24 protein-coding genes are annotated in these 26,217 nt (G+C 67.7%); 22 read left to right on the top strand and 2 right to left on the bottom strand.

What is annotated here, in order from left to right:
- Nucleotides 1-50: 50 nt before the first annotated feature.
- The 9 genes from carA to EV641_RS00570 all read left to right on the top strand — a co-directional run bounded on the left by carA (nt 51) and on the right by EV641_RS00570 (nt 11,825).
- Nucleotides 51-1,235, top strand: coding sequence for a glutamine-hydrolyzing carbamoyl-phosphate synthase small subunit (gene carA, locus EV641_RS00610; RefSeq protein WP_054717519.1), 1,185 nt, complete (start codon nt 51-53; stop codon nt 1,233-1,235).
- Nucleotides 1,235-4,573 carry a carbamoyl-phosphate synthase large subunit gene (carB, locus tag EV641_RS00605; RefSeq protein WP_132470095.1) on the top strand — a complete coding sequence of 1,113 codons (3,339 nt, stop codon included), beginning with the start codon at nt 1,235-1,237 and terminating at the stop codon, nt 4,571-4,573. The genes carA and carB overlap by 1 nt, the downstream gene beginning before the upstream one ends.
- Nucleotides 4,570-5,412, top strand: a complete 843-nt coding sequence (gene pyrF / locus EV641_RS00600) for an orotidine-5'-phosphate decarboxylase (RefSeq protein WP_132470094.1) — start codon at nt 4,570-4,572, stop codon at nt 5,410-5,412. Before carB ends, pyrF begins: the two co-directional genes overlap by 4 nt.
- Nucleotides 5,413-5,812: 400 nt before the next feature.
- The gene (gene mihF / locus EV641_RS00595; protein WP_054720859.1) at nt 5,813-6,133 is read left to right on the top strand and encodes an integration host factor, actinobacterial type; all 321 of its coding nucleotides are present in this window, start codon (nt 5,813-5,815) and stop codon (nt 6,131-6,133) included.
- 5 nt (nt 6,134-6,138) lie between these two features.
- Nucleotides 6,139-6,750 (top strand): guanylate kinase, encoded by a 612-nt coding sequence (gene gmk, locus EV641_RS00590; RefSeq protein ID WP_132470092.1) that lies wholly within the window; start codon nt 6,139-6,141, stop codon nt 6,748-6,750.
- 91 nt (nt 6,751-6,841) lie between these two features.
- Nucleotides 6,842-7,144, top strand: coding sequence for a DNA-directed RNA polymerase subunit omega (gene rpoZ, locus EV641_RS00585; protein ID WP_054720830.1), 303 nt, complete (start codon nt 6,842-6,844; stop codon nt 7,142-7,144).
- Nucleotides 7,141-8,412: a bifunctional phosphopantothenoylcysteine decarboxylase/phosphopantothenate--cysteine ligase CoaBC gene (gene coaBC, locus EV641_RS00580; protein WP_132470090.1), complete on the top strand. Its 1,272-nt coding sequence runs from the start codon at nt 7,141-7,143 to the stop codon at nt 8,410-8,412. Before rpoZ ends, coaBC begins: the two co-directional genes overlap by 4 nt.
- Before the next feature lie 161 nt (nt 8,413-8,573).
- Complete coding sequence (gene metK, locus EV641_RS00575) at nt 8,574-9,788, top strand: methionine adenosyltransferase (protein WP_132470088.1); 1,215 nt, start codon at nt 8,574-8,576, stop codon at nt 9,786-9,788.
- A gap of 18 nt (nt 9,789-9,806) precedes the next feature.
- Nucleotides 9,807-11,825: a primosomal protein N' gene (locus EV641_RS00570; RefSeq protein WP_132470086.1), complete on the top strand. Its 2,019-nt coding sequence runs from the start codon at nt 9,807-9,809 to the stop codon at nt 11,823-11,825.
- 10 nt (nt 11,826-11,835) lie between these two features.
- Here the strand turns inward: EV641_RS00570 and EV641_RS00565 are convergent, their stop codons facing one another.
- Complete coding sequence (locus EV641_RS00565; RefSeq protein ID WP_132470085.1) at nt 11,836-12,255, bottom strand: NUDIX domain-containing protein; 420 nt, start codon at nt 12,253-12,255, stop codon at nt 11,836-11,838.
- 169 nt (nt 12,256-12,424) lie between these two features.
- Between EV641_RS00565 and EV641_RS00560 the strand changes: the two genes are divergently transcribed.
- The 11 genes from EV641_RS00560 to EV641_RS00510 all read left to right on the top strand — a co-directional run bounded on the left by EV641_RS00560 (nt 12,425) and on the right by EV641_RS00510 (nt 24,031).
- Nucleotides 12,425-13,363: an alpha/beta fold hydrolase gene (locus EV641_RS00560; RefSeq protein ID WP_241996779.1), complete on the top strand. Its 939-nt coding sequence runs from the start codon at nt 12,425-12,427 to the stop codon at nt 13,361-13,363.
- A gap of 188 nt (nt 13,364-13,551) precedes the next feature.
- A complete protein-coding gene (fmt, locus tag EV641_RS00555) occupies nt 13,552-14,475 on the top strand; it encodes a methionyl-tRNA formyltransferase (protein WP_132470081.1) in 924 nt (307 codons plus the stop codon).
- Nucleotides 14,472-15,908, top strand: coding sequence for a transcription antitermination factor NusB (locus tag EV641_RS00550; protein WP_132470079.1), 1,437 nt, complete (start codon nt 14,472-14,474; stop codon nt 15,906-15,908). Before fmt ends, EV641_RS00550 begins: the two co-directional genes overlap by 4 nt.
- Nucleotides 15,909-16,041: 133 nt before the next feature.
- Entirely contained in the window at nt 16,042-16,503 is a 462-nt protein-coding gene (locus tag EV641_RS00545) for a hypothetical protein (protein ID WP_132470077.1), read from the top strand.
- Nucleotides 16,493-18,067, top strand: coding sequence for a HAMP domain-containing sensor histidine kinase (locus tag EV641_RS00540; RefSeq protein WP_132470075.1), 1,575 nt, complete (start codon nt 16,493-16,495; stop codon nt 18,065-18,067). The genes EV641_RS00545 and EV641_RS00540 overlap by 11 nt, the downstream gene beginning before the upstream one ends.
- Nucleotides 18,064-18,723: a response regulator transcription factor gene (locus EV641_RS00535; protein ID WP_132470073.1), complete on the top strand. Its 660-nt coding sequence runs from the start codon at nt 18,064-18,066 to the stop codon at nt 18,721-18,723. The genes EV641_RS00540 and EV641_RS00535 overlap by 4 nt, the downstream gene beginning before the upstream one ends.
- Nucleotides 18,720-20,225: an SLC13 family permease gene (locus EV641_RS00530; RefSeq protein ID WP_132470071.1), complete on the top strand. Its 1,506-nt coding sequence runs from the start codon at nt 18,720-18,722 to the stop codon at nt 20,223-20,225. Before EV641_RS00535 ends, EV641_RS00530 begins: the two co-directional genes overlap by 4 nt.
- 53 nt (nt 20,226-20,278) lie before the next feature.
- Nucleotides 20,279-21,526 (top strand): glycerate kinase, encoded by a 1,248-nt coding sequence (locus tag EV641_RS00525; RefSeq protein ID WP_132470069.1) that lies wholly within the window; start codon nt 20,279-20,281, stop codon nt 21,524-21,526.
- A 94-nt stretch (nt 21,527-21,620) separates the two neighbouring features.
- Entirely contained in the window at nt 21,621-22,166 is a 546-nt protein-coding gene (locus tag EV641_RS00520) for a dihydrofolate reductase family protein (protein ID WP_132470067.1), read from the top strand.
- A gap of 84 nt (nt 22,167-22,250) precedes the next feature.
- Nucleotides 22,251-23,180 carry a 1-phosphofructokinase family hexose kinase gene (locus EV641_RS00515; protein ID WP_132470065.1) on the top strand — a complete coding sequence of 310 codons (930 nt, stop codon included), beginning with the start codon at nt 22,251-22,253 and terminating at the stop codon, nt 23,178-23,180.
- Nucleotides 23,177-24,031 (top strand): acyl-CoA thioesterase domain-containing protein, encoded by an 855-nt coding sequence (locus EV641_RS00510; protein WP_054719424.1) that lies wholly within the window; start codon nt 23,177-23,179, stop codon nt 24,029-24,031. The genes EV641_RS00515 and EV641_RS00510 overlap by 4 nt, the downstream gene beginning before the upstream one ends.
- A gap of 96 nt (nt 24,032-24,127) precedes the next feature.
- Here EV641_RS00510 and EV641_RS00505 read toward each other — a convergent pair whose 3' ends face one another.
- Nucleotides 24,128-24,976: an NAD(P)-dependent oxidoreductase gene (locus EV641_RS00505; RefSeq protein WP_132470061.1), complete on the bottom strand. Its 849-nt coding sequence runs from the start codon at nt 24,974-24,976 to the stop codon at nt 24,128-24,130.
- A 125-nt stretch (nt 24,977-25,101) separates the two neighbouring features.
- Here EV641_RS00505 and EV641_RS00500 point away from each other — a divergent pair, with 125 nt between their 5' ends.
- Entirely contained in the window at nt 25,102-25,614 is a 513-nt protein-coding gene (locus EV641_RS00500) for a MarR family transcriptional regulator (RefSeq protein ID WP_199233089.1), read from the top strand.
- The gene (locus EV641_RS00495) at nt 25,604-26,101 is read left to right on the top strand and encodes an SgcJ/EcaC family oxidoreductase (RefSeq protein WP_199233088.1); all 498 of its coding nucleotides are present in this window, start codon (nt 25,604-25,606) and stop codon (nt 26,099-26,101) included. Before EV641_RS00500 ends, EV641_RS00495 begins: the two co-directional genes overlap by 11 nt.
- Nucleotides 26,102-26,217: the final 116 nt, after the last annotated feature.

Raw genomic sequence — 26,217 nt, 5'->3', positions numbered from 1 at the left:
TCAGCCCCTGCGGCCGGCTCTGGTGAGGTCGAACAGAACGGAGACAACGCATGAGCGGCAGAACATTCGGCGGTGGCACCGCAGTGTTGGTCCTCGAGGACGGGCGCGTCTTCCGAGGTATCCCTTTCGGCGCGGTCGGGCAGACCCTCGGCGAGGCCGTGTTCAGCACCGGCATGACCGGATACCAGGAAACTTTGACCGACCCCAGCTACCACCGCCAGATCGTCGTGGCCACCGCGCCGCAGATCGGCAACACCGGCTGGAACCAGGAAGACAACGAATCGGTCGGGCCGACCGGCGAGGCCTCTGAATCGAAGATCTGGGTGGCCGGATTCGTGGTCCGCGATCCGTCCCGCCGCACGTCGAGCTGGCGTGCCACCGGATCGCTGCAGGACGAACTCGAGCGACAGGACGTCGTCGGTCTCGCGGGCATCGACACCCGCGCGCTTGTGCGGCACCTGCGCACCCGCGGGTCGATGCGCGCGGGCGTGTTCTCCGGCGACACCCTCGCATGGAAAGGTGACGACCTCGACATCGACGCCCTCCTCGATCGCGTCAAGAGCCAGCCGTCGATGCTCGGCGCCGACCTCGCCGGTGAGGTGAGCACCAGCACCGGATACGTCGTCGAACCCACCGTCGGTGACGCCCGCTTCACCGTCGCGGCGATCGACCTCGGCATCAAGACCAACACCCCGCGTATGTTCGCGCAGCGCGGTATCCGCGTGCATGTGCTGCCGTCCACCGCGACGCTGCACGACATCCTGGATCTGAAGGCCGACGGCGTGTTCCTGTCCAACGGACCCGGCGACCCGGCCACCGCCGACGGCGCGGTGCACCTGACGAAGGAAGTGCTCGGGCAGGGTCTGCCGTTGTTCGGAATCTGCTTCGGCAACCAGATCCTCGGCCGCGCGCTGGGACTGGACACCTACAAGATGAAGTTCGGCCACCGCGGCATCAACATCCCGGTCGTCGAACACGAGACCGGCCGAATCGCCATCACCGCGCAGAACCACGGGTTCGCGCTCGAAGGGGAGGCGGGCCAGGAGTTCGACACCCCGTTCGGACGCGCGGTGGTCAGCCACACATGTGCCAATGACGGCGCCGTCGAAGGCGTCAAGCTCGCCGACGGCTCCGCGTTCTCCGTGCAGTACCACCCGGAAGCGGCCGCCGGACCGCATGACGCCGCCTACCTGTTCGACCGTTTCACCCGCATGCTCGAGGGAGAGAAGAACTGATGCCACGCCGTACCGATCTCTCCCACGTCCTGGTCATCGGCTCCGGTCCGATCGTCATCGGTCAGGCCTGCGAGTTCGACTACTCCGGCACTCAGGCCTGCCGTGTGCTGCGCGAGGAAGGCCTGCGGGTCTCGCTCGTCAACTCGAACCCCGCCACGATCATGACCGACCCGGAGTTCGCCGACTCGACCTACATCGAGCCGATCACCGCCGAATTCGTCGAGAAGGTCTTCGCGACCGAGGCCGCGAACGGCACCCCCATCGATGCGGTGCTCGCGACACTCGGCGGTCAGACCGCACTCAACACCGCGGTTGCGCTGTCCGAGCAAGGAATCCTCGACAAGTACGACGTCGAACTCATCGGCGCCGACTTCGACGCCATCCAGCGCGGCGAGGACCGGCAGAAATTCAAGGACATCGTCGCGAAGTGCGGCGGCGAATCCGCCCGCTCGGCCGTCTGCTACACGATGGACGAGGTTCGCGCGACCGTGGCCGAGCTCGGTTACCCCGTCGTGGTTCGCCCGTCGTTCACGATGGGTGGCCTCGGCTCCGGAATGGCATACGACGAGAAGGATCTCGAACGTATCGCCGGTGGCGGTCTGGCCGCATCGCCGACCGCGAACGTCCTGATCGAGGAGTCGATCCTCGGATGGAAGGAATACGAGCTCGAGCTGATGCGCGACGGTCGCGACAACGTCGTGATCGTCTGCTCGATCGAGAACGTCGACCCGGTCGGTGTGCACACCGGTGATTCGATCACCGTCGCCCCCGCCATGACGCTGACCGACCGCGAATACCAGGCGATGCGCGACCTGTCGATCGCGATTCTGCGCGAGGTCGGTGTCGACACCGGCGGCTGTAACATCCAGTTCGCGATGGATCCGCGGGATGGACGTTTGGTTGTCATCGAGATGAATCCGCGCGTGTCTCGTTCCTCGGCGCTCGCCTCGAAGGCGACGGGCTATCCGATCGCGAAGATGGCAGCCAAGCTCGCGATCGGCTACACGCTCGACGAGATCGTCAACGACATCACCAAGGAAACCCCGGCCTGCTTCGAGCCGACGCTCGACTACGTCGTGGTCAAGGCCCCGCGCTTCGCGTTCGAGAAGTTCCCGGGTGCCGATGGCACCCTCACCACCACCATGAAGTCCGTCGGTGAGGCCATGTCGATCGGTCGCAATTTCACCGAGGCCTTCGGCAAGGTACTGCGCTCGCTCGAAACCAAGCGTGCCGGATTCTGGACCGGCCCCGAGGTGGAGGGCACTCTCGACGAGCTGCTCGAGGCGATCAAGACCCCTACCGACGGACGGTTCTACCAGATCGCGCGCGCGCTCGATCTCGGCGCGACCGTCGAGCAGCTGTTCGACGCCACCAAGATCGACCCGTGGTTCCTCGACCAGTTCCAGCAGATCATCGAGCTGGGGGAGGACGTGCGCTCGGCCGAGGAGTTCGGCGCGACGGAGTTGCGGTACGCCAAACACCACGGGTTCTCCGACCGTCAGATCGCGCAGCTGCGTCCCGCACAGTTCTCGTCCGAGAACGACGTACGAGCCCTTCGCGGGGAGCTCGGCGTCCACCCCGTGTACAAGACGGTCGACACCTGTGCCGCCGAGTTCGAGGCGAAGACCCCCTACCACTACTCGACGTATGAGCTCGACCCCGCCGCTGAGACCGAGGTCGCGCCCCAGCCGGACAAGCCGAAGGTACTCATCCTCGGCTCGGGCCCGAACCGCATCGGGCAGGGCATCGAGTTCGACTACTCGTGTGTGCATGCGGCGCTGACCCTGTCGGAGGCCGGCTACGAGACCGTCATGGTCAACTGCAACCCGGAGACCGTGTCCACCGACTACGACACGGCCGATCGCCTGTACTTCGAACCGCTCACCTTCGAGGACGTGCTCGAGGTGTATCGCGCCGAATGCGAATCCGGCACGGTGGAGGGCGTGATCGTGCAGCTCGGCGGTCAGACTCCGCTGGGGCTCGCGCGCCGGCTGAAGGACGCGGGCGTCCCGATCGTGGGCACCAGCCCCGAGGCGATCGACCTGGCGGAGGACCGCGGCGAGTTCGGTCGTGTCCTCGACGAGGCGGACCTGCCGGCAGCGAAGTACGGCACCGCCACCACCTTCGACGGCGCACGCGAGATCGCCGCCGGAATCGGGTACCCGGTGCTGGTGCGCCCGTCGTACGTGCTCGGCGGGCGCGGTATGGAGATCGTCTACGACGAGAAGGCCCTTGCCACCTACATCGAGAACGCCACCGAGATCTCCGATGACCGTCCCGTGCTGGTGGACCGGTTCCTCGACGACGCGATCGAGATCGACGTCGACGCCCTGTGCGACGGCACCGACGTGTACATCGGCGGCATCATGGAGCACATCGAGGAGGCCGGCATCCACTCCGGCGACTCGGCGTGCGCGCTGCCCCCGATCACCCTCGGCCGCGCCGACATCGAGAACGTCCGCCGTTCCACGGCAGCGCTCGCGAAGGGCATCGGAGTCAAAGGTCTGCTGAACGTCCAGTACGCACTCAAGGACGACATCCTGTACGTCCTCGAGGCGAATCCCCGCGCGAGCCGCACGGTGCCGTTCGTGTCGAAGGCCACCGCGGTGCAGCTCGCCAAGGCGTGCGCACGGGTGATGCTCGGCGAGAGCATTGCCGAACTGCGTGCCTCGGGCATCCTGCCCGCGACCGGCGACGGTAGCGACACCCGGCTCGACACCCCTGTCGCGGTCAAGGAAGCGGTGCTGCCGTTCAACCGGTTCCGTCGCGCCGATGGCACCGGCGTCGATACCCTGCTCAGCCCCGAGATGAAATCGACGGGTGAGGTCATGGGAATCGACGAAGACTTCGGCACCGCGTTCGCCAAGAGCCAGGCCGCCGCGTACGGACCGCTGCCCACCTCCGGCGTGGTGTTCGTCTCGCTCGCCAACAAGGACAAGCGGTCGATGATCTTCCCGGTCAAGCGTCTCGCAGATCTCGGGTTCCACGTGATGGCCACCGTCGGTACTGCGGAGGTGTTGCGTCGCAACGGTATCCCGTGCGAGCAGGTGTACAAGGTGTCAGGTGAGGACCGCCCGGAGGGCGCTCCGGACATTGTCGACCGGATCCGCGCCGGCGATGTCGACATGGTGATCAACACCCCGTGGGGGAACTCCGGTCCTCGCGTCGACGGGTACGAGATCCGCAGTGCGGCGGTCGCGGCCAACATTCCGTGTGTCACCACCGTGCAGGGTGCGTCCGCTGCGATCCAGGGCATCGAGGCGGCCCTGCGCGGTGACATCGGGGTCTCCTCGCTCCAGCGTCTGCAGGCGCGGCTGCGCGACAGCGTCGCACAGTGACCGAGCACACACCTGGGACGCCGTTCGGGGAGCGGCTCGCGTCGGCTCTGGCCGAGCGTGGGCCGCTGTGCGTGGGCATCGACCCGCACCCGCAGCTGCTCAGCGAATGGGGCCTGTCCGTCGATGTAGCCGGGCTCGAGACGTTCAGTGAACGGTGCGTCGAGGCGTTCGACGGGGTCGCACTGGTCAAGCCGCAGGTGGCGTTCTTCGAGGCGTTCGGGTCGGCGGGAATCGCCGTCCTCGAACGCACCATCGGAGCGCTGCGGAGTTCGGGCACCCTGGTGCTCGCCGACGCCAAACGGGGTGACATCGGCTCGACGATGGACGCCTACGCACGTGCCTGGCTCTCCTGCACTTCTGAGTTGCGCTCCGACGCTGTCACGGTATCGCCCTACCTGGGCTTCGGAGCGCTCGCTCCGGCCCTGGAGCTGGCCGCACAGACCCAGCGTGGGGTGTTCGTGCTCGCGGCCACCTCCAACCCTGAGGGCGCCCAGGTGCAACGCGCAAGGGTGGAGGACGGCCGCACCGTTGCTCAGGTGATGGTCGACGAAGCGGCCGCCCGCAACGCGGGCGCCGAGCCTCTCGGGTCGGTGGGTGTGGTGGTCGGGGCAACCCTGGGCGCCGCGCCGGACCTCAGTGAGCTGCACGGGCCGATTCTGATGCCGGGAGTGGGGGCGCAGGGCGGTACCGCGGACGACGTGCGTCGTCTCGCGGGCGATGCGCTCCGGTCGGTGGTGCCGAACGTCTCACGTGAGGTGTTGCGTGCCGGGCCGTCCGTCGCGGCGTTGCGCGCTGCGGTGGCCCGCACGGTCGACGAGTTCTCGTTCCTCCGGGCCTGACCCTCGGGGCCTGACCACGGCCTGAACATGCACGGTGCACGCCTTTTCCCAGCTCTGCGCCCTGCGCGACACGCGCAGGGCGCAGATTTTTTTCATGCCGCGCTCCGAGGACGCTGTGCTCCGTGCGCGGCGTCGGGGCGCACCTGCCGCCGGAAGGTGATCAAGGCGGTGTCATGTGCCTCTCACCTGCGGTTTTTCTTCGGTGGGGGAGTTGGTGGTCGTTCTGGGAGTGCTTCGACCTGCGCGTTACGCGCTGCGGGATCCGCGTGCACTACCGCACGGATTTTCGAGTGGAACGGCGGGGGTCGGGTTCGCAATCGTCGGCGTGCGTGAGTACGGTCGCTATCGCCGCTGGTTACAGCGGTCGAAGACTGTTTTCCAACGATGAGACGGAGGAACCGTGGCCCTTCCCCAGCTGACTGACGAGCAGCGCGCCGCTGCTCTGGAGAAGGCGGCTGCTGCCCGTCGTGCCCGGGCAGAGCTCAAGGAGCGCCTGAAGCGTGGCGGCACCGACCTCAAGCAGGTGCTCGCTGATGCCGAGAACGACGAGATCCTCGGCAAGATGAAGGTGTCTGCCCTGCTCGAGGCACTGCCGAAGGTCGGCAAGGTCAAGGCGCAGGAGATCATGACCGAACTGGAGATCGCTCCCACCCGCCGTCTGCGCGGACTCGGCGATCGCCAGCGCAAGGCACTGCTTGCCAGGTTCGATTTCGAAGCCTGAGCACCGTGGTAGCTGACGCACAACCTGTGTCGGACAGCGCACCCGAGACGCGAAGGGGTCGGCTGGTCGTTCTGGCCGGCCCCTCCGCTGTCGGGAAGTCGACTGTCGTGCGCCGCCTGCGCACCCTCGTCCCGGATCTGCTGTTCAGCGTGTCGGCGACGACGCGCGACCCGCGACCCGGCGAAGTCGAGGGACACGACTACTACTTCGTCACCCGGGATGCCTTCGACCGCATGATCGTCAACGGCGAGTTACTCGAATGGGCAGACATCCACGGTGGCCTGCAACGATCCGGAACCCCGGCCGCACCCGTGAGGGAGGCTCTCGACGCCGGACGGCCCGTCCTCGTCGAGGTCGACCTCGCGGGAGCCCGCGCTGTCCGCGCGGCGATGCCCGAGGCCACACTCGCGTTCCTTGCACCGCCCAGCTGGGAGGTGCTCGTCGAGCGCCTGACCGGTCGTGGCACCGAATCCGACGACGTCGTGGCCCGCCGGCTCGAGACCGCGCGCACCGAACTCGCTGCGAAAGACGAGTTCGACACTGTGATCGTCAACGACGATGTCGACCGCGCTTGTGCAGAGTTGGTATCCTTGTTGGTTGGACCCCACGTCACCTAGCCGATGTTCGCGACCGATACGTCGGTCGAGGGCGGTTCGGGTGCGCGTCCGCCCCAGTTTTCATTCCCGCCAATACTCAGGAGAACACCGAGTGAGCAGCATTCAGGCAGCCGCGACCGACACGGCGGGCAACGCCCTCCCGGTCTACGACCCCCCGCTGGGTATCACCAACCCGCCGATCGACGAGCTGCTCGAGCGTGCGTCCTCGAAGTACGCGCTGGTGATCTACGCGGCCAAGCGTGCCCGCCAGATCAACGACTACTACAACCAGCTCGGCGACGGCATCCTCGAGTACGTCGGCCCCTTGGTCGAGCCGGGCCTGCAGGAGAAGCCGCTGTCGATCGCGATGCGCGAGATCCACTCGGATCTGCTCGAGCACACCGAAGGCGAGTGAACGCTCCGGCTGTCGACGGCGCCCCGGACTCCGGGCGCCGTCGCGTCGTCGTCGGGGTTGCCGGTGGCATCGCCGCCTACAAGTCCTGTGCCCTGATCCGTGCACTCACCGAGTCCGGGCACCAGGTTCGAGTCGTGCCAACCGAATCCGCTCTGGAATTCGTCGGTAGTGCCACCTTCGAAGCGCTTTCCGGGAACCCTGTGCACACAGGTGTGTTCACCGATGTGCCTCAAGTACCGCACGTGCGGCTCGGGCAGGAGGCCGACCTGGTCGTGATCGCCCCCGCGACCGCCGACCTGATGGCGCGTGCCACGACGGGACGCGCCGACGATCTGCTGACCGCGACGCTGCTCACTGCGCGTTGTCCGGTGATGTTCGTGCCCGCGATGCACACCGAGATGTGGGAACACCCCGCCACGGTTGAGAATGTCGCCACCCTGCGCCGCCGCGGCAACATCGTCGTCGAGCCCGCGTCGGGACGCCTGACCGGTAAGGACACCGGAGCCGGGCGCCTGCCCGAACCGGACGAGATCTTCGCGCTCGCCTCGCTGCTGCTCGAGCGTGCCGATGCGCTGCCCCGAGACCTCGCCGGTCGCCGTCTGGTGATCTCCGCCGGCGGTACTCGTGAACCGCTCGACCCCGTCCGTTTCCTCGGCAACCGCAGCTCCGGCAAGCAGGGCTACGCGCTCGCACGCCTCGCCGCGCAGCGTGGCGCCGACGTCACCCTGGTCGCCGGGGCCGTCGCCGGACTCGACGATCCGGCCGCCGTCGACGTGGTGCGGGTCCAGACCGCACAGCAGATGGGTGATGCCGTCGCCAAACACGCCGTCGGTGCCGATGCCGTCATCATGTCGGCGGCGGTCGCCGATTTCCGTCCGGCAGCCTTCGCCAGCAGCAAGATCAAGAAGGGGGCGGGGGAGCCGGACTCGGTGGCCCTGACCAAGAACGACGACATCCTCGCCGGCCTGGTGCGGTCCCGCAACGACGGCACCCTGTCGGCCGAGACGGTCATCGTCGGGTTCGCTGCCGAGACCGGCGACGAGCAGGGCGACGTCCTGACCTACGCCCGCGCGAAACTCGCCCGCAAGGGATGCGATCTGCTCGTGGTCAACGCGGTCGGTGACGGCAAGGCCTTCGAAGTCGACCACAACGACGGATGGCTGCTCGCGGCAGACGGCTCGGAGACCGCGCTCGCGCACGGCTCCAAGGCGCTGATGGCAAGTCGCGTGCTCGACGCATTGCGCCCGCTGCTTCCCCCGTCGAGTTGATCGGGCCGCGCTCGATACTTTTGCTCGAGTGATTTTCAGCACTCGCGCCGACGCGCCGGGAGCAGTAGCGTCGGCACAGGGTCGGATGTGTTCCGATCTGCAGCGTTCGTGTTCCACCAGGTACGGTTCAGCGCTACATCCAACAGTCGAGAGGGAGTTCTGTGAGCAAGACCGGCGGTCGGCTTTTCACCAGTGAGTCCGTGACAGAAGGACACCCGGACAAGATCTGTGACGCGATCAGCGACTCCGTCCTCGACGCGCTGCTCACCGCGGATCCTCGCTCGCGCGTGGCGGTGGAAACCCTGGTCACCACCGGGCAGGTCCACGTCGTCGGTGAAGTCACGACCTCCGCCTACGCGGACATCCCCAAGATCGTGCGCGACCGTGTCCTCGAAGTCGGATACGACTCGTCCTCCAAAGGGTTCGACGGAAACTCGTGCGGCGTCAATGTCGCGATCGGTGCACAGTCGCCGGAAATTGCGGGCGGCGTCGACGTCTCCCACGAAGCACGTACCGGCACGCTGACCGACGACGAGGTGGCCCTTCAGGGTGCCGGCGACCAGGGCCTGATGTTCGGCTACGCCTGCTCCGATACCCCGGAACTGATGCCTCTTCCGATCTCCCTGTCGCACCGGCTCGCCCGCCGCCTCACGGAGGTCCGCAAGACCGGAGTGCTTCCCTACCTGCGGCCCGACGGCAAGACCCAGGTAACCATCGAGTACGACGGTGACACTCCGGTTCGCCTCGACACCATCGTCATCTCCACGCAGCACGCCGCGGACATCGACCTGAACAACCTGCTCGCCCCCGACCTGCGCAGCCATGTCGTCGACGCCGTGTTGGCCGACCCGAACCTCGCGCAGCTCGACACCTCCGACATCCGGTTGCTGGTCAACCCGTCGGGGTCGTTCGTGCTGGGCGGCCCCATGGGCGACGCCGGCCTGACCGGTCGCAAGATCATCGTCGACACCTACGGTGGCATGGCCCGCCACGGCGGCGGTGCGTTCTCCGGAAAGGACCCGTCGAAGGTCGACCGTTCGGCCGCCTACGCCATGCGGTGGGTCGCGAAGAACGCCGTCGCCGCCGGGCTGGCCGACCGCATCGAGGTGCAGGTCGCCTATGCCATCGGGAAGGCCGCGCCCGTGGGCCTGTTCGTGGAGACCTTCGGCACCGAGAAGACAGATCCCGCGCAGATCCAGCAGGCCATCGGCGAGGTGTTCGATCTGCGTCCCGGCGCGATCATCCGCGACCTCGATCTGCTGCGCCCGATCTACGCGCAGACCGCTGCGTACGGCCACTTCGGCCGCACCGACATCTCCCTGCCGTGGGAGAGCATCGACCGCGCCGAGAAGCTCCGCGCGGCTGCCGGTCTGTAACCCGGCGACGGGCCAGTGGTGGCCGAACCGCGCCGCGCCGCCGAGGCCGACCCGGTCGCACGGGTACTTCCGTTGCTTCCGCTGCAGCACCTCGACCGCGAATTCGACTACCTGATCCCGCACGACCTCGACGCGGATGCCCGACCGGGCGTCCGCGTGCGTGTGCGGTTCGCGGGGCGACTCGTCGACGGATTCCTCCTGTCCCGAGTCGCCACGAGTGACCATCCAGGAAAACTCGGCTGGCTCGACCGCGTGGTGTCCGGCGAGGTAGTTCTCACCGAGGAGATCGTCGAACTCGCCGACGAGGTGGCCACCCGCTACGCCGGAATCCGCGCCGACGTGTTACGGCTCGCGGTCCCGCCGCGCCACGCCCGCGTCGAAGCCGAAGCCCCCCGAGTCACCGACGTACCAGCGGTACCCGAGATGGATCACGCGGCATGGGTGCGTTATCGGCACGGCGAGAACTTCCTCGAAGCCCTGGGCGCCGGTCGCACGGTTCGTGCCGCATGGCAGGCGCTGCCCGGGGAAGACTGGCCACGCCGGCTCGCTGAACTCGCCGCGTTCGTCGCATCCACCGACCGCGCCGCGGTCCTCGTCGTTCCCGATCAGCGCGACCTCGATCGAGTACTGGCCGCGTGTGTCGATGTGTCCGGTGCCGACCACGTCGTCGGTCTCGCCGCAGGGCTCGGCCCGGCCGAGCGGTATCGACGCTGGCTCGCCGCATTGCGCGGCTCGGCCCGCATCGTCGTCGGTACCCGCGCCGCGGTGTTCGCACCCACACCGCGTATCGGGCTGCTCGTCGTGTGGGACGACGGCGACGACCTGCACTGTGAACCACGCTCGCCCTACCCACACACCCGGGAGGTCGCGGCGCTTCGCGCCCACGCGACGAGCGCGTCGGTTGTCATCGCCGGGCACGCCCGCACCGCCGAGACCCAGGCCCTCGTCGAGGCCGGATGGGCACACGATCTCGTCCCATCCCGCGACGTGTTGCGCGCGTGGGCGCCGAAGGTCACCGCGCTCGCCGACAGTGACCAGGCGTTGGCCCGTGATCCCGCGGCCCGCGCGGCCCGGCTCCCCGCGATCGCCTTCACCGCGGCCCGAACCGCGCTCGGCGCCGGCCACGGCGTGCTGGTGCAGGTACCGCGCCGCGGCTACGTCCCCGCGCTGGCATGCGGAAAGTGCCGAGCACCTGCCCGGTGCAGACGCTGCAACGGACCCCTGGCCCTGCCGTCCTCGGGTGGACCCGACGGCGCGGCCGTGCCGGCCTGCCGCTGGTGCGGAGTCGCCGACGCCACCCATCGGTGCCATGCCTGCGGTGCCCGGTCGTTGCGTGCCGTCGTGGTCGGCGCGGGACGTACCGCCGAGGAATTGGGTCGCGCGTTCCCCGGTGTGCCGGTGGTGATCTCGGGTGGAGCGGACGTGAAAGCCGTTGCTCCGGAAGGAGCGGCACTCGTCGTGTCCACCGTCGGCGCGGAACCGGTCGCGCCCGGGGGATACGGTGCCGCGCTTCTGCTGGATGGGTGGGCATTGCTCGGGCGCGCAGACCTGAGGGCCGCGGAAGAGACGATGCGCAGATGGCTCACCGCGTCGGCCCTGGTGCGCTCGTTCTCGGACGGCGGTCAGGTGGTCGTGGTCGCCGACTCCGGGATCCCCACCGTGCAGGCGCTCGTGCGCTGGGACCCGGTGGGACACGCTCGGACCGAGGTCGAGGAGCGCGCCGAGGTGGGCTTCCCGCCGGCTGTGCACATGGCGGCCATCGATGGGGGATCGGCGGCAGTTGCCGAGCTGATCGAGGCCACACATCTCCCGGAGGGCGCAGAAGTGCTCGGGCCGGTGCCGCTGCCGCCCGGTCAGCGACTGCCGTTCAGCGCCGACGATCCCGAGCCCGACGACGTGCACCGCATGCTCATCAGGGTTGCGCGCACTCGCGGGCGGGAGCTCGGCCTGGCACTGCGTCAGGCCCAGGCGACGCGTACCGCGCGCCGCGCGAGCGGGCCGCTGCGCGTGCAGATGGACCCGCCGAAGATCGGCTAGCCGGAGAAGGTCAGCGCTCCCGCGGATCGGCACGCAGCGCGGGGAGCATCAGTGCGGTCAGCGGCGCGATGTCGTCGGGGATGATCTCGAGACCGAGGTCGAGCCAGCGGACCTCGTCGATCTCCGCGGCCGGGCCGCCGATCGGCACCGTCGGATGTTCGAAGACGGTGGCTTCGACTTCGAAACCGGTTTCGTTGGCCGCTGCGGCCCGGAACACCCCGAGCGGACGCAGCGCGGCGGGATCCAAGTTCACCCCCAGTTCCTCCTCCAATTCACGGATGAGTGTCTCGGCGGCGGTCTCGCCCGGTTCGGGTTTGCCGCCGGGAAACATGAAGCTGGTGGTTCCGCGCTTGCGGACCGTCAGCACCGACGATCCCGCTGCGTTCCTCAACACCACTGCACTGACGGTGATCACTCCGGTCGTTGCCACCCCGACATGCTAGCCGCGTCTCGTGGGTGACCCACCCCTCTCCCTGTGGAGGCTCATGTCGGCGAGACAGGCCCACTGTTCCAGGTCACAATAGTGTCGGGGTCGGGTTCAGAGGAAGGAAGACGCTGTGCGGACACATCGGACAGTGGGTGCGGCGGTGGTGGGTGCACTGTGCACCCTTGCTCTCGTCGCGGGGCCGGCAGGTGCACAACCCGCCGGAAGCTCCACCGAGTTCGTCCCTGCGACCCCCGGTCCGGTAGTGCACACGCACGCAGAGGCCGCCGAGTACGCCGACAATCACCGGGGTGCAGCACCGGCCGGCACCAACGACTTCACCTGCCGGCCTTCGAGCGAACACCCCAAGCCGGTGATCTTGGTTCACGGCACCGATTCCAACAGCTACTCGGACTTCGCTGCTCTTGCCCCACTGCTCGTGGAGTCCGGCTGGTGCGTGTTCGTCCTGGACTACGGCCTCGCCGCGGGCGACGAGGAGTACGGCACGGGAGACATCCGTGTCAGCGCCGCTCAGCTCGGCGGCTTCGTCGACACCGTACGCGCGGCCACCGGTGCCGACGAGGTCGACCTCCTCGGCTACTCGCAGGGCGCCACCGTCGCCCGTTACTACATCAACGAACTCGGCGCTGCCGACGTCGTCGACCGCTGGGTAGGTGTCGCGTCCCCGAGCTACGGAGGCACCTTCTACGGTCTCGGGGCCGCTGCAGCTCTGGTGCCCGGTGCGTCGGAGATCGCAGAGGAGTCGTTCTCCGTAGCACTCGTCCAGCAACTCGAGGGTTCGGAGTTGCTCGCCGAGGTCAACACTCCCACCGATACGGTGCCCGGGGTGCGGTACACGACGATCGGCACGAATGTCGACGAGGTGATCCAACCCGCAGGCAACGTCGCACTGCGCAGCGGTGGTGCGGTGAACTACGTGATCCAGGATCTGTGCCCGCAGAACCTGACCGGGCATTTCAACATGGTTTACGATCCGTTCGCGCTGTCGTTGATGCGGCACGTCCTCGATCCGGACCGCTACCCGCTCGGGGAGTGTGTTCCCGTGGCTCTGGGCACCGGCATCCCCGAAATGATCATCCAGAGCAACTTCTGAGCCCGCCGATATTCCACTGCATCCGATCTGTCACCCGTCGACTCCCCATGCTGGTGGACTCCCCGCGCTGGTCGACTCCCTAGACTGTGGGAATCATCGTCGTCGAGATTCGGGAGCAGCTTTCGTGACACGTCCGGCCGGAACCATCCACACCACACCACATCGCGTCGTGCCGGTGGTGCGCTGACATGCGTGTTGTGTTCGCGGGCACACCCGAACCCGCTGTTCCGTCACTGCGCCGCCTGATCGAGTCCGACCGTCACGACGTCGTCGCGGTGGTGACCCGCCCCGACACCACCGCAGGCCGCGGCCGCAAGACCGTGCGTTCGGCAGTCGGGCAACTCGCCGACGAACACGGCATCGAGGTGCTCACCCCGCGTTCCCCGCGCGACCCGGACTTCATCGCGCGGCTGACCGAGCTGGCACCGGACTGCTGCCCGGTCGTCGCATATGGGGCGCTGATCCCGCAGCCCGTGCTCGACATTCCCGTCCACGGCTGGGTGAACCTGCATTTCTCGCTGCTGCCGGCATGGCGCGGCGCTGCGCCCGTACAGGCCGCACTCGCGGCGGGAGACCAGATCACGGGCGCGAGTACCTTCCGGCTCGAGGCCGGCCTCGACACCGGTCCCGTCTACGGCGTGGTCACCGAGACCATCCGCCCCACCGATACCGCCGGTGACCTCCTCGACCGCCTCGCCGACGCCGGAGCAGTCCTTCTCGAATCGACCCTCGACGGCATCGCCGACGGCATCCTCGACCCCGCACCCCAGTCCGCCGATGGAGTGTCGCCGGCTCCGAAGATCACAGTCGATGCGGCCCGGGTCACGTGGACGCATCCCGCGCACGTCGTCGACCGGCACATCCGTGCGGTCACCCCGGCGCCCGGCGCGTGGACGATGATCGGTGACCTGCGCGTGAAGCTCGGGCCCGTCACGGCGACGGACGAAACGCTGGAACCGGGTGAGATTCTGGCGCGCAAGGACGGTCTGTTCATCGGGACGGCGACCACTGCGGTCCGGCTCGGCACCGTTCAGCCGCCCGGCAAGAAGGCGATGGCCGCTGCCGACTGGGCGCGCGGCGCCCGCCTCGACGACAAGGTGCGTGCACAGTGACCGAATCCCGCAGGCCCGCACGCCGTTCCGGAAAGGGAACCGGCGATCGCAACCCGAAACCGCGCCAGGCCAGGCGCCCGTCGCAGTCTGCGGTGGATCCGGCGCGCACCGCAGCTCGCGACGTGCTGCGCGCGGTCCGGGACCGCGACGCCTACGCCAATCTCGTACTTCCCGCGCTGTTGCGTGAACGGAAACTCGATTCCCGCGACGCAGCGCTCGCTACCGAACTCACCTACGGTGCCTCCCGCGCCCAGGGCATGCTCGACGCGGTCATCGAGTCCGCCGCACAACGCCCCGTGGACGAGATCGACGGTGCGCTGCTCGACGTGCTGCGCCTGGGCACCTATCAGTTGCTACGCACCCGCGTCGCGCATCACGCCGCCGTCGCAACCAGCGTGGATCTGGTCCGCACCGAATTCGGCCAGGGCCGAGCAGGATTCGTCAACGCGGTCTTACGGCGCGTGGGGGAACAGACCGAGGACCAGTGGATCGAACGGCTCGCCCCGGACGCGGATCGTGACCCCGTCGGGCATCTCGCGTTCCGCTACGCGCATCCGGTCTGGATCGCGCAGGCCTTCGCCCACGCCCTCGGCCCGGACGCCGGGGAACTCGCCGAGGTGCTCGCCGCCGATGATGCCCGCCCGATCGTGCATCTCGTGGCCCGCCCCGGCATCATCACCGCCGAGGAACTCGCTCTCGTCACCGGCGGGGAACAGGGCAAGTGGTCTCCATATGCGGTGCATCTCGACCACGGCGACCCCGGCCGGCTCGAACCCGTCCGCGAAGGCATGGCCGCCGTGCAGGACGAAGGAAGTCAGCTCGTCGGCCGGGCGTTGACCCTTGCGCCGCTCACCGGCGACGACGGTGGACGCTGGCTCGACCTGTGCGCCGGACCGGGTGGCAAGGCCGCGTTGCTCGGTGCGCTCGCCGACCTCGACGGATTCACCGTCGACGCCGTCGAACCGGTCGAACACCGCGCCGACCTGGTCCGCAAGACCACTCGTGGTCTGCCGGTCACGGTGCACGTCGCCGACGGACGCGAACCCGGTCTCGAACCCGGCTACGACCGCATCCTCGTCGACGCGCCCTGCACCGGACTCGGTGCGCTGCGCCGCCGGCCCGAGGCGCGGTGGCGCCGCCAACCCAGCGATGTCGCAGACCTGGTGCGCCTGCAGAAGCAGCTTCTCGCGTCCGCGATCGAACTGCTGCGGCCCGGCGGTGTCGTGCTGTATTCGACGTGCTCGCCGCACGTCTCCGAAACAGTGGCGATCGTTGCCGACGCGGTGCGTCGCCACGGTGTCGAAGAACTCGACACCCGCGAACTCGTCCCGGGAGTGCCGCAACTCGGCGCCGGACCGGGCGTGCAGCTGTGGCCGCATCGGCACGGCACCGATGCGATGTTCATGGCGGCACTGCGTAAGCCGGGGGAGTAACCGGCCCCGACCGTGCCGCGAGGTGACCGCTGGGCCTCGTGGCACGGTCGGGCGCAATCACGAGCGTCGAAGATGAAGACTCTCTCATTTTCGTTTCACGAACTGTTCACCACAGCGATAGAGCATTGTTGCCATGGCAGTCGTGAAGCGGATATCTGCGCTGGTAGCCCTGTTGGTGATCCCTGCCGGCCTCGCATGGGCGGGCCAGTTGCTCGGCGGCCACGCCGGGTCCCCGGACGTGGGTAACGCATCGATCACGGTGTCTGTCGACCCCCGAGCCCCCGGCGATGCCGCCGCCAGGGACGACACCGGCAGCGGTGATCGCGCAGGCAGAAGTGATGGCGCAGGCGATGCCGACGACGTTCCCGGTGCGCACTCGCCGTCACCCGGTCCCGGCAGCGTCGAGGAGCCCACCGTGGCGCCCGCCACGCCACCGGCAGCGAACACGGCGCCCCCCGCATCTCCGCAGATCTCCGATGTGCAACGTCAGCCGCTTCCCGCTCCTGCGACGCAGTGGGATGACGACTGGGACGATGACGACGACTGGGATGACGACTGGGACGATGGCGACGACTGGGATGACGATGACGAGTGACGGGGAGAGACAACCGCGAGGATCCGCCCTCCCGGCTCGCTGGCGCATCCTCACGTGGATTCTTCTCACCACCGCCGTCGCACTGGTGTCAGTCGTCGTGACCACCCGTGCGCTGCTGCTCAACGATGTCGACCACGACGCGAACGCCGACATCACGCAAGAGATCGACGAGTTCCGCGCGTTCGCCGCCGTGGGTGTCGACCCGACCACCGCTGCACCGTTCACTTCCGTGGACCGGATGCTCGAGGTGTACCTGAACCGGCAGCACACCTCGGAAGGTGAGGTGATCGTCGGGGTCGTCGGTGGTGACCTGTTGTTCGACCGGCGTATCGCACTCGATCGACCCGACCTGCCTCCGGGACTGACCGAGGACGGACACCTCTTCGACCGGATGCTCGGCACACCCACCAACTCGGGCGTCATCGACGTCGAGGATGGCCGGGTCCGGTGGGCTCGCTCCGACGTCACCTCGGGCAACAACGACGGCGCGCTGATCGTCGCGGTGTTCACCGCCGAACAACGAGCGCAGGTCGGCGAGACCATCCGCACCATCGCGCTCGTCGCGGTCGGTGGGCTCGGACTCACCGCAGTCATCGGCTGGCTCGTCGCCGGCCAGATTCTCGCGCCGATCCGGCAGGTGCGCGAGGTCGCCGCGGCGATCGGGGAGAAGGACCTCACCAGCCGGGTACCTGTCCACGGGCGCGACGACATCGCCGCGCTCGCCGAGACCTTCAACTCGATGCTCGATCGACTCGAACAAGCCCACGACACCCAGCAACGGTTCGTCGACGATGCCGGACACGAGCTGCGCACCCCGATCACCGTGATCCGCGGGCACCTCGAGGTGATGGAACTCGACCGGAGCGCTGATGCCACCAGCCGCGCCGCGACTCTTCGCCTCGTCGAGGACGAACTCGATCGCATGGCCCGCATCGTCAGTGACCTGCTGGTGCTTGCCAAGGCCGAACGCCCCGACTTCGTGACATGCCGCGAGGTGGACGTCACCGATCTGACACTCGACATCGAAGCCAAGGCCCAGATGCTCGGCTCCCGCGACTGGCAGCTCATGGAAGTGGCGGAGGGGGTCGCCGGCATCGACAGCCAGCGTGTCACCCAGGCTGCGTTGCAACTCGCCACCAACGCGGTCTCCCATACTCGCGACGGCGACGTGATCCAACTCGGATCCGCCTTCGTCGTCGACGACGACCGACGTCTGTTCCGTGTGTGGGTACGAGACACCGGCCCCGGTGTGGCACCGGAGGACGCGAGTCGCATATTCGAGCGCTTCCGGCGTGGCAACCCCACGCCCGCCGACGTGGGTGGACCCGCACCCGAACGCGGCGGTGCGGGACTCGGATTGGCGATCGTGCGTGCCATCACGGACGCCCACCACGGTTCGGTGTGGGTCGACAGCACCCCGGGAGAGGGCGCCACCTTCGGTATCGATCTACCCGTGCACGACCCCGATGTCCGGCTCCGCGCCACCGACCACCGCGAACAGGCCGATCCGGAACCCCACAACGCCGAATCCGTACCCGACCCCCGAAAGGCCGCCACATCGTGAGCCGCATCCTGATCGCCGAAGACGACACGCGCATCGTTGCCTTCCTGGAGAAGGGACTGCGCGCCGCCGGCTACACCATCACCCATGCGGGCGACGGTGACACGGCGCTGCTGCTGGCCCGCAGTGACGCGTTCGACCTCGTCATCCTCGACATAGGGTTGCCCAAGATGGACGGGTTCACCGTGCTCGACCGGCTCCGGGGCGAAGGGGTCCGGACTCCCGTCATCGTGCTCACTGCCCGCGACAGCGTCACCGATACCGTCGCCGGACTCGAAGGCGGCGCCAACGACTACGTGAGCAAGCCGTTCCAGTTCGCTGAACTCCTCGCCCGGATCAGGCTGCGCATCGGCGACGCCGGTGCGACCGACCCGACATCGGTGCTCGGCGACGGCGATCTTGCACTGGACCTGCGTACCCGCCGCGTCGAGGTCGGCGGCGCCAGCGTCGACCTCACCAGCCGCGAATTCTCCCTCCTCGAGGTGTTCCTGCGGCATCGCGGGCAGGTGCTCTCCCGCGAACAGATCCTCGGGCACGTGTGGGGCTACGACTTCGACCCGGCCTCCAACGTCGTCGACGTGTACGTGCGGGCGCTGCGCAACAAGATCGGGGGCGACCGCGTCGAGACGATTCGCGGAGCGGGATACCGGCTGCGATGACGTCCTACGCCACCACACCGCCGCGCGTCCCGACGTCCCCGGCGTCGACACTTCCGCGCGTCCGACACCGACCGGGACCCGGCCGTGTCGCAGCCGTCCTCGTCCTCATCGTGACGTGCGCCGGCATCGTGCATCTCGCTCGCACCGATGTCGCTCTCAGCGCGGACGCGGCGGTCACCCTGATCGTGTTCGTGAACGCGGTGTGGTTGTGGATCTTCACCCGAATCGACGACACCTATGTGGCGCTCGGCGCCGCCGCGACCCTCACCGTCGTGGGAGTCACCGACGCCGACGCGCTGTTCGCCACGCTCGGCGACGACATCGTCTGGCTGCTCCTGTCGGCGTTCGTCATCGCCGCCGGCGTCGCCTCCTCGGGCCTTGCCACCCGCGGCGCCGCGTTCCTCGTCACCGGCGCCCGCACCCCACGTGCCCTCATCCACTTGGTGACGGCGGCGCTCGTGGTGACCGCATTCGCGGTGCCGTCGACATCGGGGCGCGCGGCGCTCGTGCTGCCGGTCTTCGTCGCGATCGCCACCGTCCTGACGGACCGTCCCCGGCTGGTGCGCGGACTGGCGCTGCTGTTCCCGACAGTGATCCTGCTGTCGGCCGTGGCATCTCTGCTCGGTGCCGGCGCACACCTGATCACCAGCCAGATCGTCACCACCGCCACCGGCAGCGGATTCGATTTCGCGACGTGGATGTTGCTGGGACTGCCACTCGCGATCGTCTCGTCGCACGCAGCAGCGGAACTGGTGCTCTGGATGTTCACCGACGCCGACGACCGTCGTCGGCACCTGTCGATCACGGCCGAGGACGTAGGCGCGCAATCCTCGACCCCGGTGACAGGTCCATTCACCGTCGTCGAGTCCCGGTCGACGTTGCTGCTCGCCGTCGTGACCGTGCTGTGGTGCACTGAACCGCTGCACGGCATCCATCCCGCTGTGGTGGCGCTACTCGGTGCGCTCGTTGCGACCTCGCCGCGCTACGGATCCGTGAAGCTCGGAGCCGCGCTGAAGACCGTGCCGTGGACACTGTTGCTGTTCATGGCCGCGACCCTGTCGATCGGCACCGCGCTCACCACCAGCGGCGCCGCGGACTGGCTGGCAACCACCGCGTTCGGCCCGCTCACCTCACGCGGTGAGGCCGCGGGACCGTTGTTCGTCGTGGTCGTCGTCGTGATGTCGACCGCCGCGCACCTGGTGATCCAGTCGCGTTCGGCACGGTCGGCGGTGCTCATCCCCGTTGTCGTGGCGCTCGCACCCACCGTCGGCGTCGATCCGCTTGCGGCAGCATTTCTTTCGACCGCCGCAGCCGGTTTCTGTCATACATTGCCCAGTTCCGCGAAACCGGTGACGCTGTTCTCGTCGGTGCCGGACGTCCCCACCTACACAAGCAGGGACCTGCTGTGGTTGTCCGCGGTGCTCGGCCCGCTCAGCGCCGTGCTGGTGCTCCTGTTCGCCTGGTTCGTGTGGCCGCTGCTCGGCATGCCCCTGTTCCCATGATCCACCCGTGGTCATCCACGGAATTGTTCTCCCTTATCGATAGGAGTGGCGTAATGGCACTGAAGGTTCCGCACCGAATTCTTGTTGCACCCAGCGGATTCAAGGAGAGTCTCGACGCGCCCTCTGTTGCATCGGCGATCGCCATCGGGGTCCGTAGAGCGCTGCCCGGTGTCGCCGTCGACACCGTCCCGATCCCGGACGGCGGGGAGGGCACCGCGAAGATCCTGGCGGAGGCCACCGGCGGCACTCTCGTTCCGGCCACGGTCACCGGCCCCGTCGGCGAGCCCCTTGTCGCGCAGTGGGCACGACTCGGAGGTGCCTCCACGGGCACTGCAGTGGTCGAGATGGCTTCGGCCGCCGGCCTGCGACTCGTGCCCGGCGACCGCCGCGACCCCGGTGCGACCACCACCCGCGGTGTCGGCGAACTCATCGCTGCTGTGCTCGACGACGGGATCCGCCGCATCGTCGTCGGATGCGGTGACTCCGGAACCAGCGACGGCGGCGCCGGCGCCCTGCGCGCGCTCGGCGTTCGGATCCTCGACCGCGACGGACATGATCTCCCCGACGGCGGCCGCCACCTCGTGCGAGCTGATCGACTCGACCTCGACGCCCTGCATCCGGCCCTCGCCGACGCCGAGATCGTCCTGGCCGGCAATACCCACAACGTGCTGTGCGGGCCGCAGGGGGTCGCCCGCGTGTTCGGTCCGCAGAAGGGCGCGACTCCCACACAGGTCGACGAACTCTCCGCCGCGCTGGACCGGTGGGCGGAGGTGCTCGAACAATACTGCACTACTACCGGATTCGATATCAGGACCGGCCCCGGGACCGGGGCGTCCGGTGGGCTGGGTGCGGGACTCGCGGCGCTCGCCGGGGCCCGTATCGCATCCCGTTTCGACGTGCTGCTCGACAGCGGACTGTGCGGCATCGATCTCGACGCCCTCGTTGCCCGCGCCGACCTGATCATCACCGCGGAGGGAAGCATCGACTTCCAGACACCGCGCGGCAAGGTGCCCGCCGAGATCGCGCGGCGAGCTCAGAAGGTCGGGGTGCCGGTGCTCGCGATCGCCGGGTCGCTCGGCCGCGGAGCCCCGGACGTGCACGACGTCGGGATCGGCGCGATCGCCTCGATCATCCCCGTCCCGATGAAACTCGAAGACGCCGTCGCCAACGGACACGACCTGCTCGTCGACGCCGCCGCGCGGTCGATGCGGTTGCTCATGCTCGGCTCCGCCGTCGCATGCCGGAACAAGGGGCGAGGCAAGAAAAACAAGCGGCAGGTCGCCGAGGTGACTGCGGCCTGACGCGCACAGAGCAGCGATGCCGGATCCGACGGATTCCCGATCCGCAGCCCTGCGGCAGCGATGATTCTGCAGTCCCGAAGGGTCGATACTCGACATGAGGACACTTGCGATCACCCAGAACATCACCATCGACGGCGCCATCGAAATGCTCGGCGACTGGTTCGACCCGATGGGCCAGGACCCGGAAGTGCTGAAAGCAACCCGTTCACAGTCCGAGGACTCCGACGCGATCCTGCTGGGTCGGCGAACCTTCGAAGACTTTCGCAGCTTCTGGCCCGAGCAGACCGACGACGAGACCGGGATAACCGACGAACTCAACCGCATCGAGAAGTACGTCGTCTCGTCGACGTCGGCCGAGCCCCAATGGCAGAACTCCACTGTGCTCACCGGCGACTGGATCGCCCGGGTTCAGGCCCTGAAAGAACAGGAAGGCCGCGACATCGTCGTCACCGGCAGCATCATGTTGACCTACGGCCTGATCGAGTCCGGTCTGGTCGACGAGTATCGACTGTTCGTCTGTCCCACCGTCCAGGGACGGGGAAGACGGCTGTTCCCCGACGGGTACGAGACAACCGGCCTCCAGTTGATCGAGGCCCGAGGCTTCCGGAACGGCGTCTCCCTGCTGCGCTACACCGCCTGATCAATAGTACGAGCGTCGCTGCTGTAGGCGCCGTCTCCCAGGATGTGAGTCGACGTGTGGCACCTCTGGCCATAGGGTTCGCATATGCCCGACATCGTCACGCTGACAATGAACCCTGCCCTCGATGTCACCACATTCACAGACCACGTGGTGCACACCCGCAAACTCCGGTGCGACGAGCCGTTCTACGACGCCGGCGGGGGCGGGGTGAATGTCGCGAAGGTCGCGCGCGTGCTCGGTGCGTCGGCCGCAGCGGTGTACCCGGCCGGGGGTGCGCGCGGCGAACAGATGAGCGGGTTGCTCGACGACGACGATGTCGAAGAACACATCGTGCCCATCGTCGACGACACCCGGGAATGCTTCACGGCGATCGACCGCACGAGTGGGCTCGAGTTCCGGTTCGTCACTCCCGGCCCCGACCTGACCGCCGAGGAACAGGAACAGTGTCTCGCTACGCTGACAGAGGTGGCCCAGGATGCGAAATATGTCGTCGCCAGCGGCAGCTTCCCACCGGGGGTCCCCGGCACGTTCGTCCGGCGTATCGCCGACGCCGCCCGCGACGCCGGTGCGCGGTTCGTCCTCGATTCTTCGGGCGACGCACTCACGAGCATCGAGTCGGGGGTTTTCCTCGTCAAACCGTCGTTGGACGAACTGTGCGAATGGGTCGGTCATGACCTCCCTACGTCGGACGACCGGATCGCCGCGGCCCGCGAGCTCGTCGACCGTGGTGTCGCGGAGATCGTCGTGGTGTCGCTCGGCGCCGACGGAGCCATCATGGTCACCGCCGCCGAGGCCGTGCAGGTGTCTGCCCTCGACGTCGAGGTGCGCAGCGCGGTCGGTGCCGGTGACAGCATGGTCGCCGGGCTCGTCGTGGGATTGTTGCAGGACCGGCCGCTCCGTGACGCATTGGCGCTGGGAATCGCCTGCGGCTCCGCCGCCTTGCTGACGGCAGGCAGCCACGTCTGCCGCCGCGAAGACATCGATCGTTTCGACGCGCTCGCCCGCGGTCTGTGATTTCGACGGCGCCGCTTCGGGTCGAACGCGACGGCACTCACCGATTTCGAGGCGCATCGACGTCGGGTGGTCTGCGTATCTTCGGAGGGCAACTACTCGCACAGTCCGTCGCCGCGACAGCTCAGTGCGCGGAGCCGGGGGACGAGGTGCGTTCAGTGCAGGCTGCTTTCGTCGCGCAGGGGGAGGCGGGCAAGCCGATCGACTACATCGTCAACCCGGTTCACGTGGGCACACGGTTGAATCGGTGGGCGGTCACAGCGGCGCAGCGGGATACTCCGATCTTTACCTGCTCCGTGTCCACTCAGCGTCCGTCCGGTGAGTACGTCGACGGATCAGCGATGCCTGAGGTGGCCCCTGCAGAGTTGTTGCCCAACGCGTTCGACGTGTTCGGCGACGGGACTCGTCCCGCAGAGTTCGGTGCCGCCGCAGAGCTGTTCGACGTCCGCTACGCGGCTCCATCGCCGTGGGAACACTTCGCTCGCGGACAACGCGCGATGTTCGCACAAGCGTGGTTCAGACCTGTGGCAGCGTTGCCGGACGATCCGGCGATGCAGTACTCGGCACTCGCGTACGCCTCCGACATGACAGTGTTCGACTCGGTGCTCACCAGCCGTGGATTGTGCTGGGGCCACGGGCGAATGGTCATCGCCGCGATAGAGGCGAACATCTCCTTCCACGGTCCGGTCCGATTCGATGACTGGCTGCTCTACGTCACCGAATGCGGTGTGCAGGCGGGGGACCGGGCCGGCGTAACTGGCCGGTTCTTCGACATGTCGGGTCGTGTGGTGGCGTCGACGTCGTACGAATGTTTCATCCGGGTCTTTCGGGCGGGTGCGACTCCGCGTCCCTGAGTGCTCGAACTTTCGCCCATGTCTGTGGGTTTCCGCACTTCGACGACCTGAGGAAACCCGTGTGAACGGAGGAAAGTCCCGGAAGTCGACGCGTGGTCAGTCGAGGAACAGGTCGAGCTGCAACTCTCCGTCGCCCGCCCGGTACTGGTCGAGGTCGGTGACCCCGGCACCCGCGAGTACCTCGTCGTCGATGTAGAAGTTGCCGGTCGCCTCGCGACCCGGCGACGTGAGAACCACGTGCGCGGCGTCGGCGTAGATGTCCGGTGTCCGTGACGAATTCACCATGTCTTCACCGCCGAGAAGATTGCGCACCGCAGCGGTGGCGATGGTTGTGCGCGGCCACAACGAGTTGACCCCGATGCCGTCGCTCCTCAGTTCCTCGGCGAGTCCGAGTGTCGTCAAACTCATCCCGTATTTGGCCATTGTGTAGGCAAGATGGCCGCCGGCCCACTTGGGTGAGAGGTTCAGCGGTGGAGACAACGTGAGGATGTGCGGGTTGCGCCCGGCCTTCGCGGAGTCGCGCAGCGCCGGAATCGACAACTTGGACAGCAGGAACGTGCCGCGGCAGTTGATGTCCTGCATGAGGTCGTACTTCTTCATGGCGATATCGGGAGTGGGGGACAGGTCGATCGCGGAGGCATTGTTCACGACCATGTCGATTCCGCCGAACCGTGCGACCGTCTGCTGGACAGCAACGGCCACGGCGTCGTCGTCTCGGATGTCGCCGACGAACGGCAGCACCTGCCCGCCCGCCCGCTCGAGTTCTGCGGCGGCGGTATGGATGGTGCCCGGAAGCTTCGGATTCGGGGTGTCGGTCTTGGCGATCAATGTGATGTTGGCGCCGTCGCGCGCGGCGCGCAGCGCGATGGCGAGGCCGATCCCTCGGCTGCCTCCGGACATGATCATGGTTCGGCCGGACAGGGATGTCGAATCTGGAGCGCCCATCGGTGCCTCCTTCGTCGGTTGCGTTCGAGTATGGGCGCACCCTGGCGCTCCCGGAAGACATTCGCCCTTGTCGCAAACACATTTACCAAGTAGCTTAGATGCTAAGTGAAATCGGAAGGGGAGATGTGAACGGGTCGATGTGGGAGGGCCGCGGCGATCTGGCGGACGTGGTCACGAGTGATCTCTCCCGTCGGTTGAGCACTGCCACTGTCCTGTTTCATCACGCCGTCGCCGAACGGCTCGGACTCGGTCCCGCCGACCACAAGTGCCTCGATCTGCTGTACGAGAGGGGGGCGATGACCGGCAGCGAGTTGGCGGCAATCACAGGGTTGACCACTGGCGCGGTCACCGGGGTCGTCGCGCGCCTGGAGAAGGGAGGGCACCTGACCCGTGAGCCCGACCCTCGTGACGGGCGCAAGCAGATCTTGCGTCCGGTGTTCGATGCCTCACCCGAGATCGCCGAGGTGTTCGGCAGCATCCGAGACGACGCTGCCGGCCTGGTCGCGGGATTCGACGATCACGAACTCGCCGCTATTGCCGAGTTCATCTCCCGCAGCATCGATTTCTCGTACCGGCGGGTCGTGATCATGCGCGCAGAGGCGATATCGAGAGCAAAGGAGAAAGATCATGACCGATGATGCTCAGCTCAGGGGTCTGTTCGATCGGATGTGCCGAGCGTGGACCGACGGCGACGCCGAGGCCTACGGTGCGTGCTTCACCGAGGATTGCGACTATGTCTCGTTCGACGGCACCCGAATCCTCGGGCGCGGGTCGGTGGTCGAATCCCACGACGCGCTGTTCCGAGGTGTGCTGTTCGGTAGCGCCCTGGTCGGGGAGATCGACTCGATACGTCACCTCGGTGACGATGTTGCGCTGTTGTACGGCACCGGTTCGGTCGTTGTTGCCTGGCGTTCGCAACCACCGAAACGGCGACTGACCCGGAACACCATCGTTGCAGTTCGAACCGTGGATGGCTGGCGGTTCACGGCGATCCACAACGGCCGGATACGTCCGGTGCGGATTCCGGTGTCGGATTCGTTCGCCGCACGAGCGGCCCGCTCCTTGGTGCAGGCCACCCGTGCGATGGGATTGGGGCGCGCACAGCCCACCGACGTGCCGGCCTGAACCGCGACAGCGCCGCGGTCGCGATCACCGGAGCACCCCCCTGCGGCGCTGAGGCGACCGCGACCGAGAGGCGCGGTGACAAGGACCCATGGCACCTCGCCGAGTTCGGCGGATTA

This window comes from Rhodococcus sp. SMB37 (genome assembly GCF_004345605.1).
GTDB lineage: Bacteria > Actinomycetota > Actinomycetes > Mycobacteriales > Mycobacteriaceae > Rhodococcus.
This window is presented reverse-complemented; position numbering and strand designations above follow the sequence as displayed.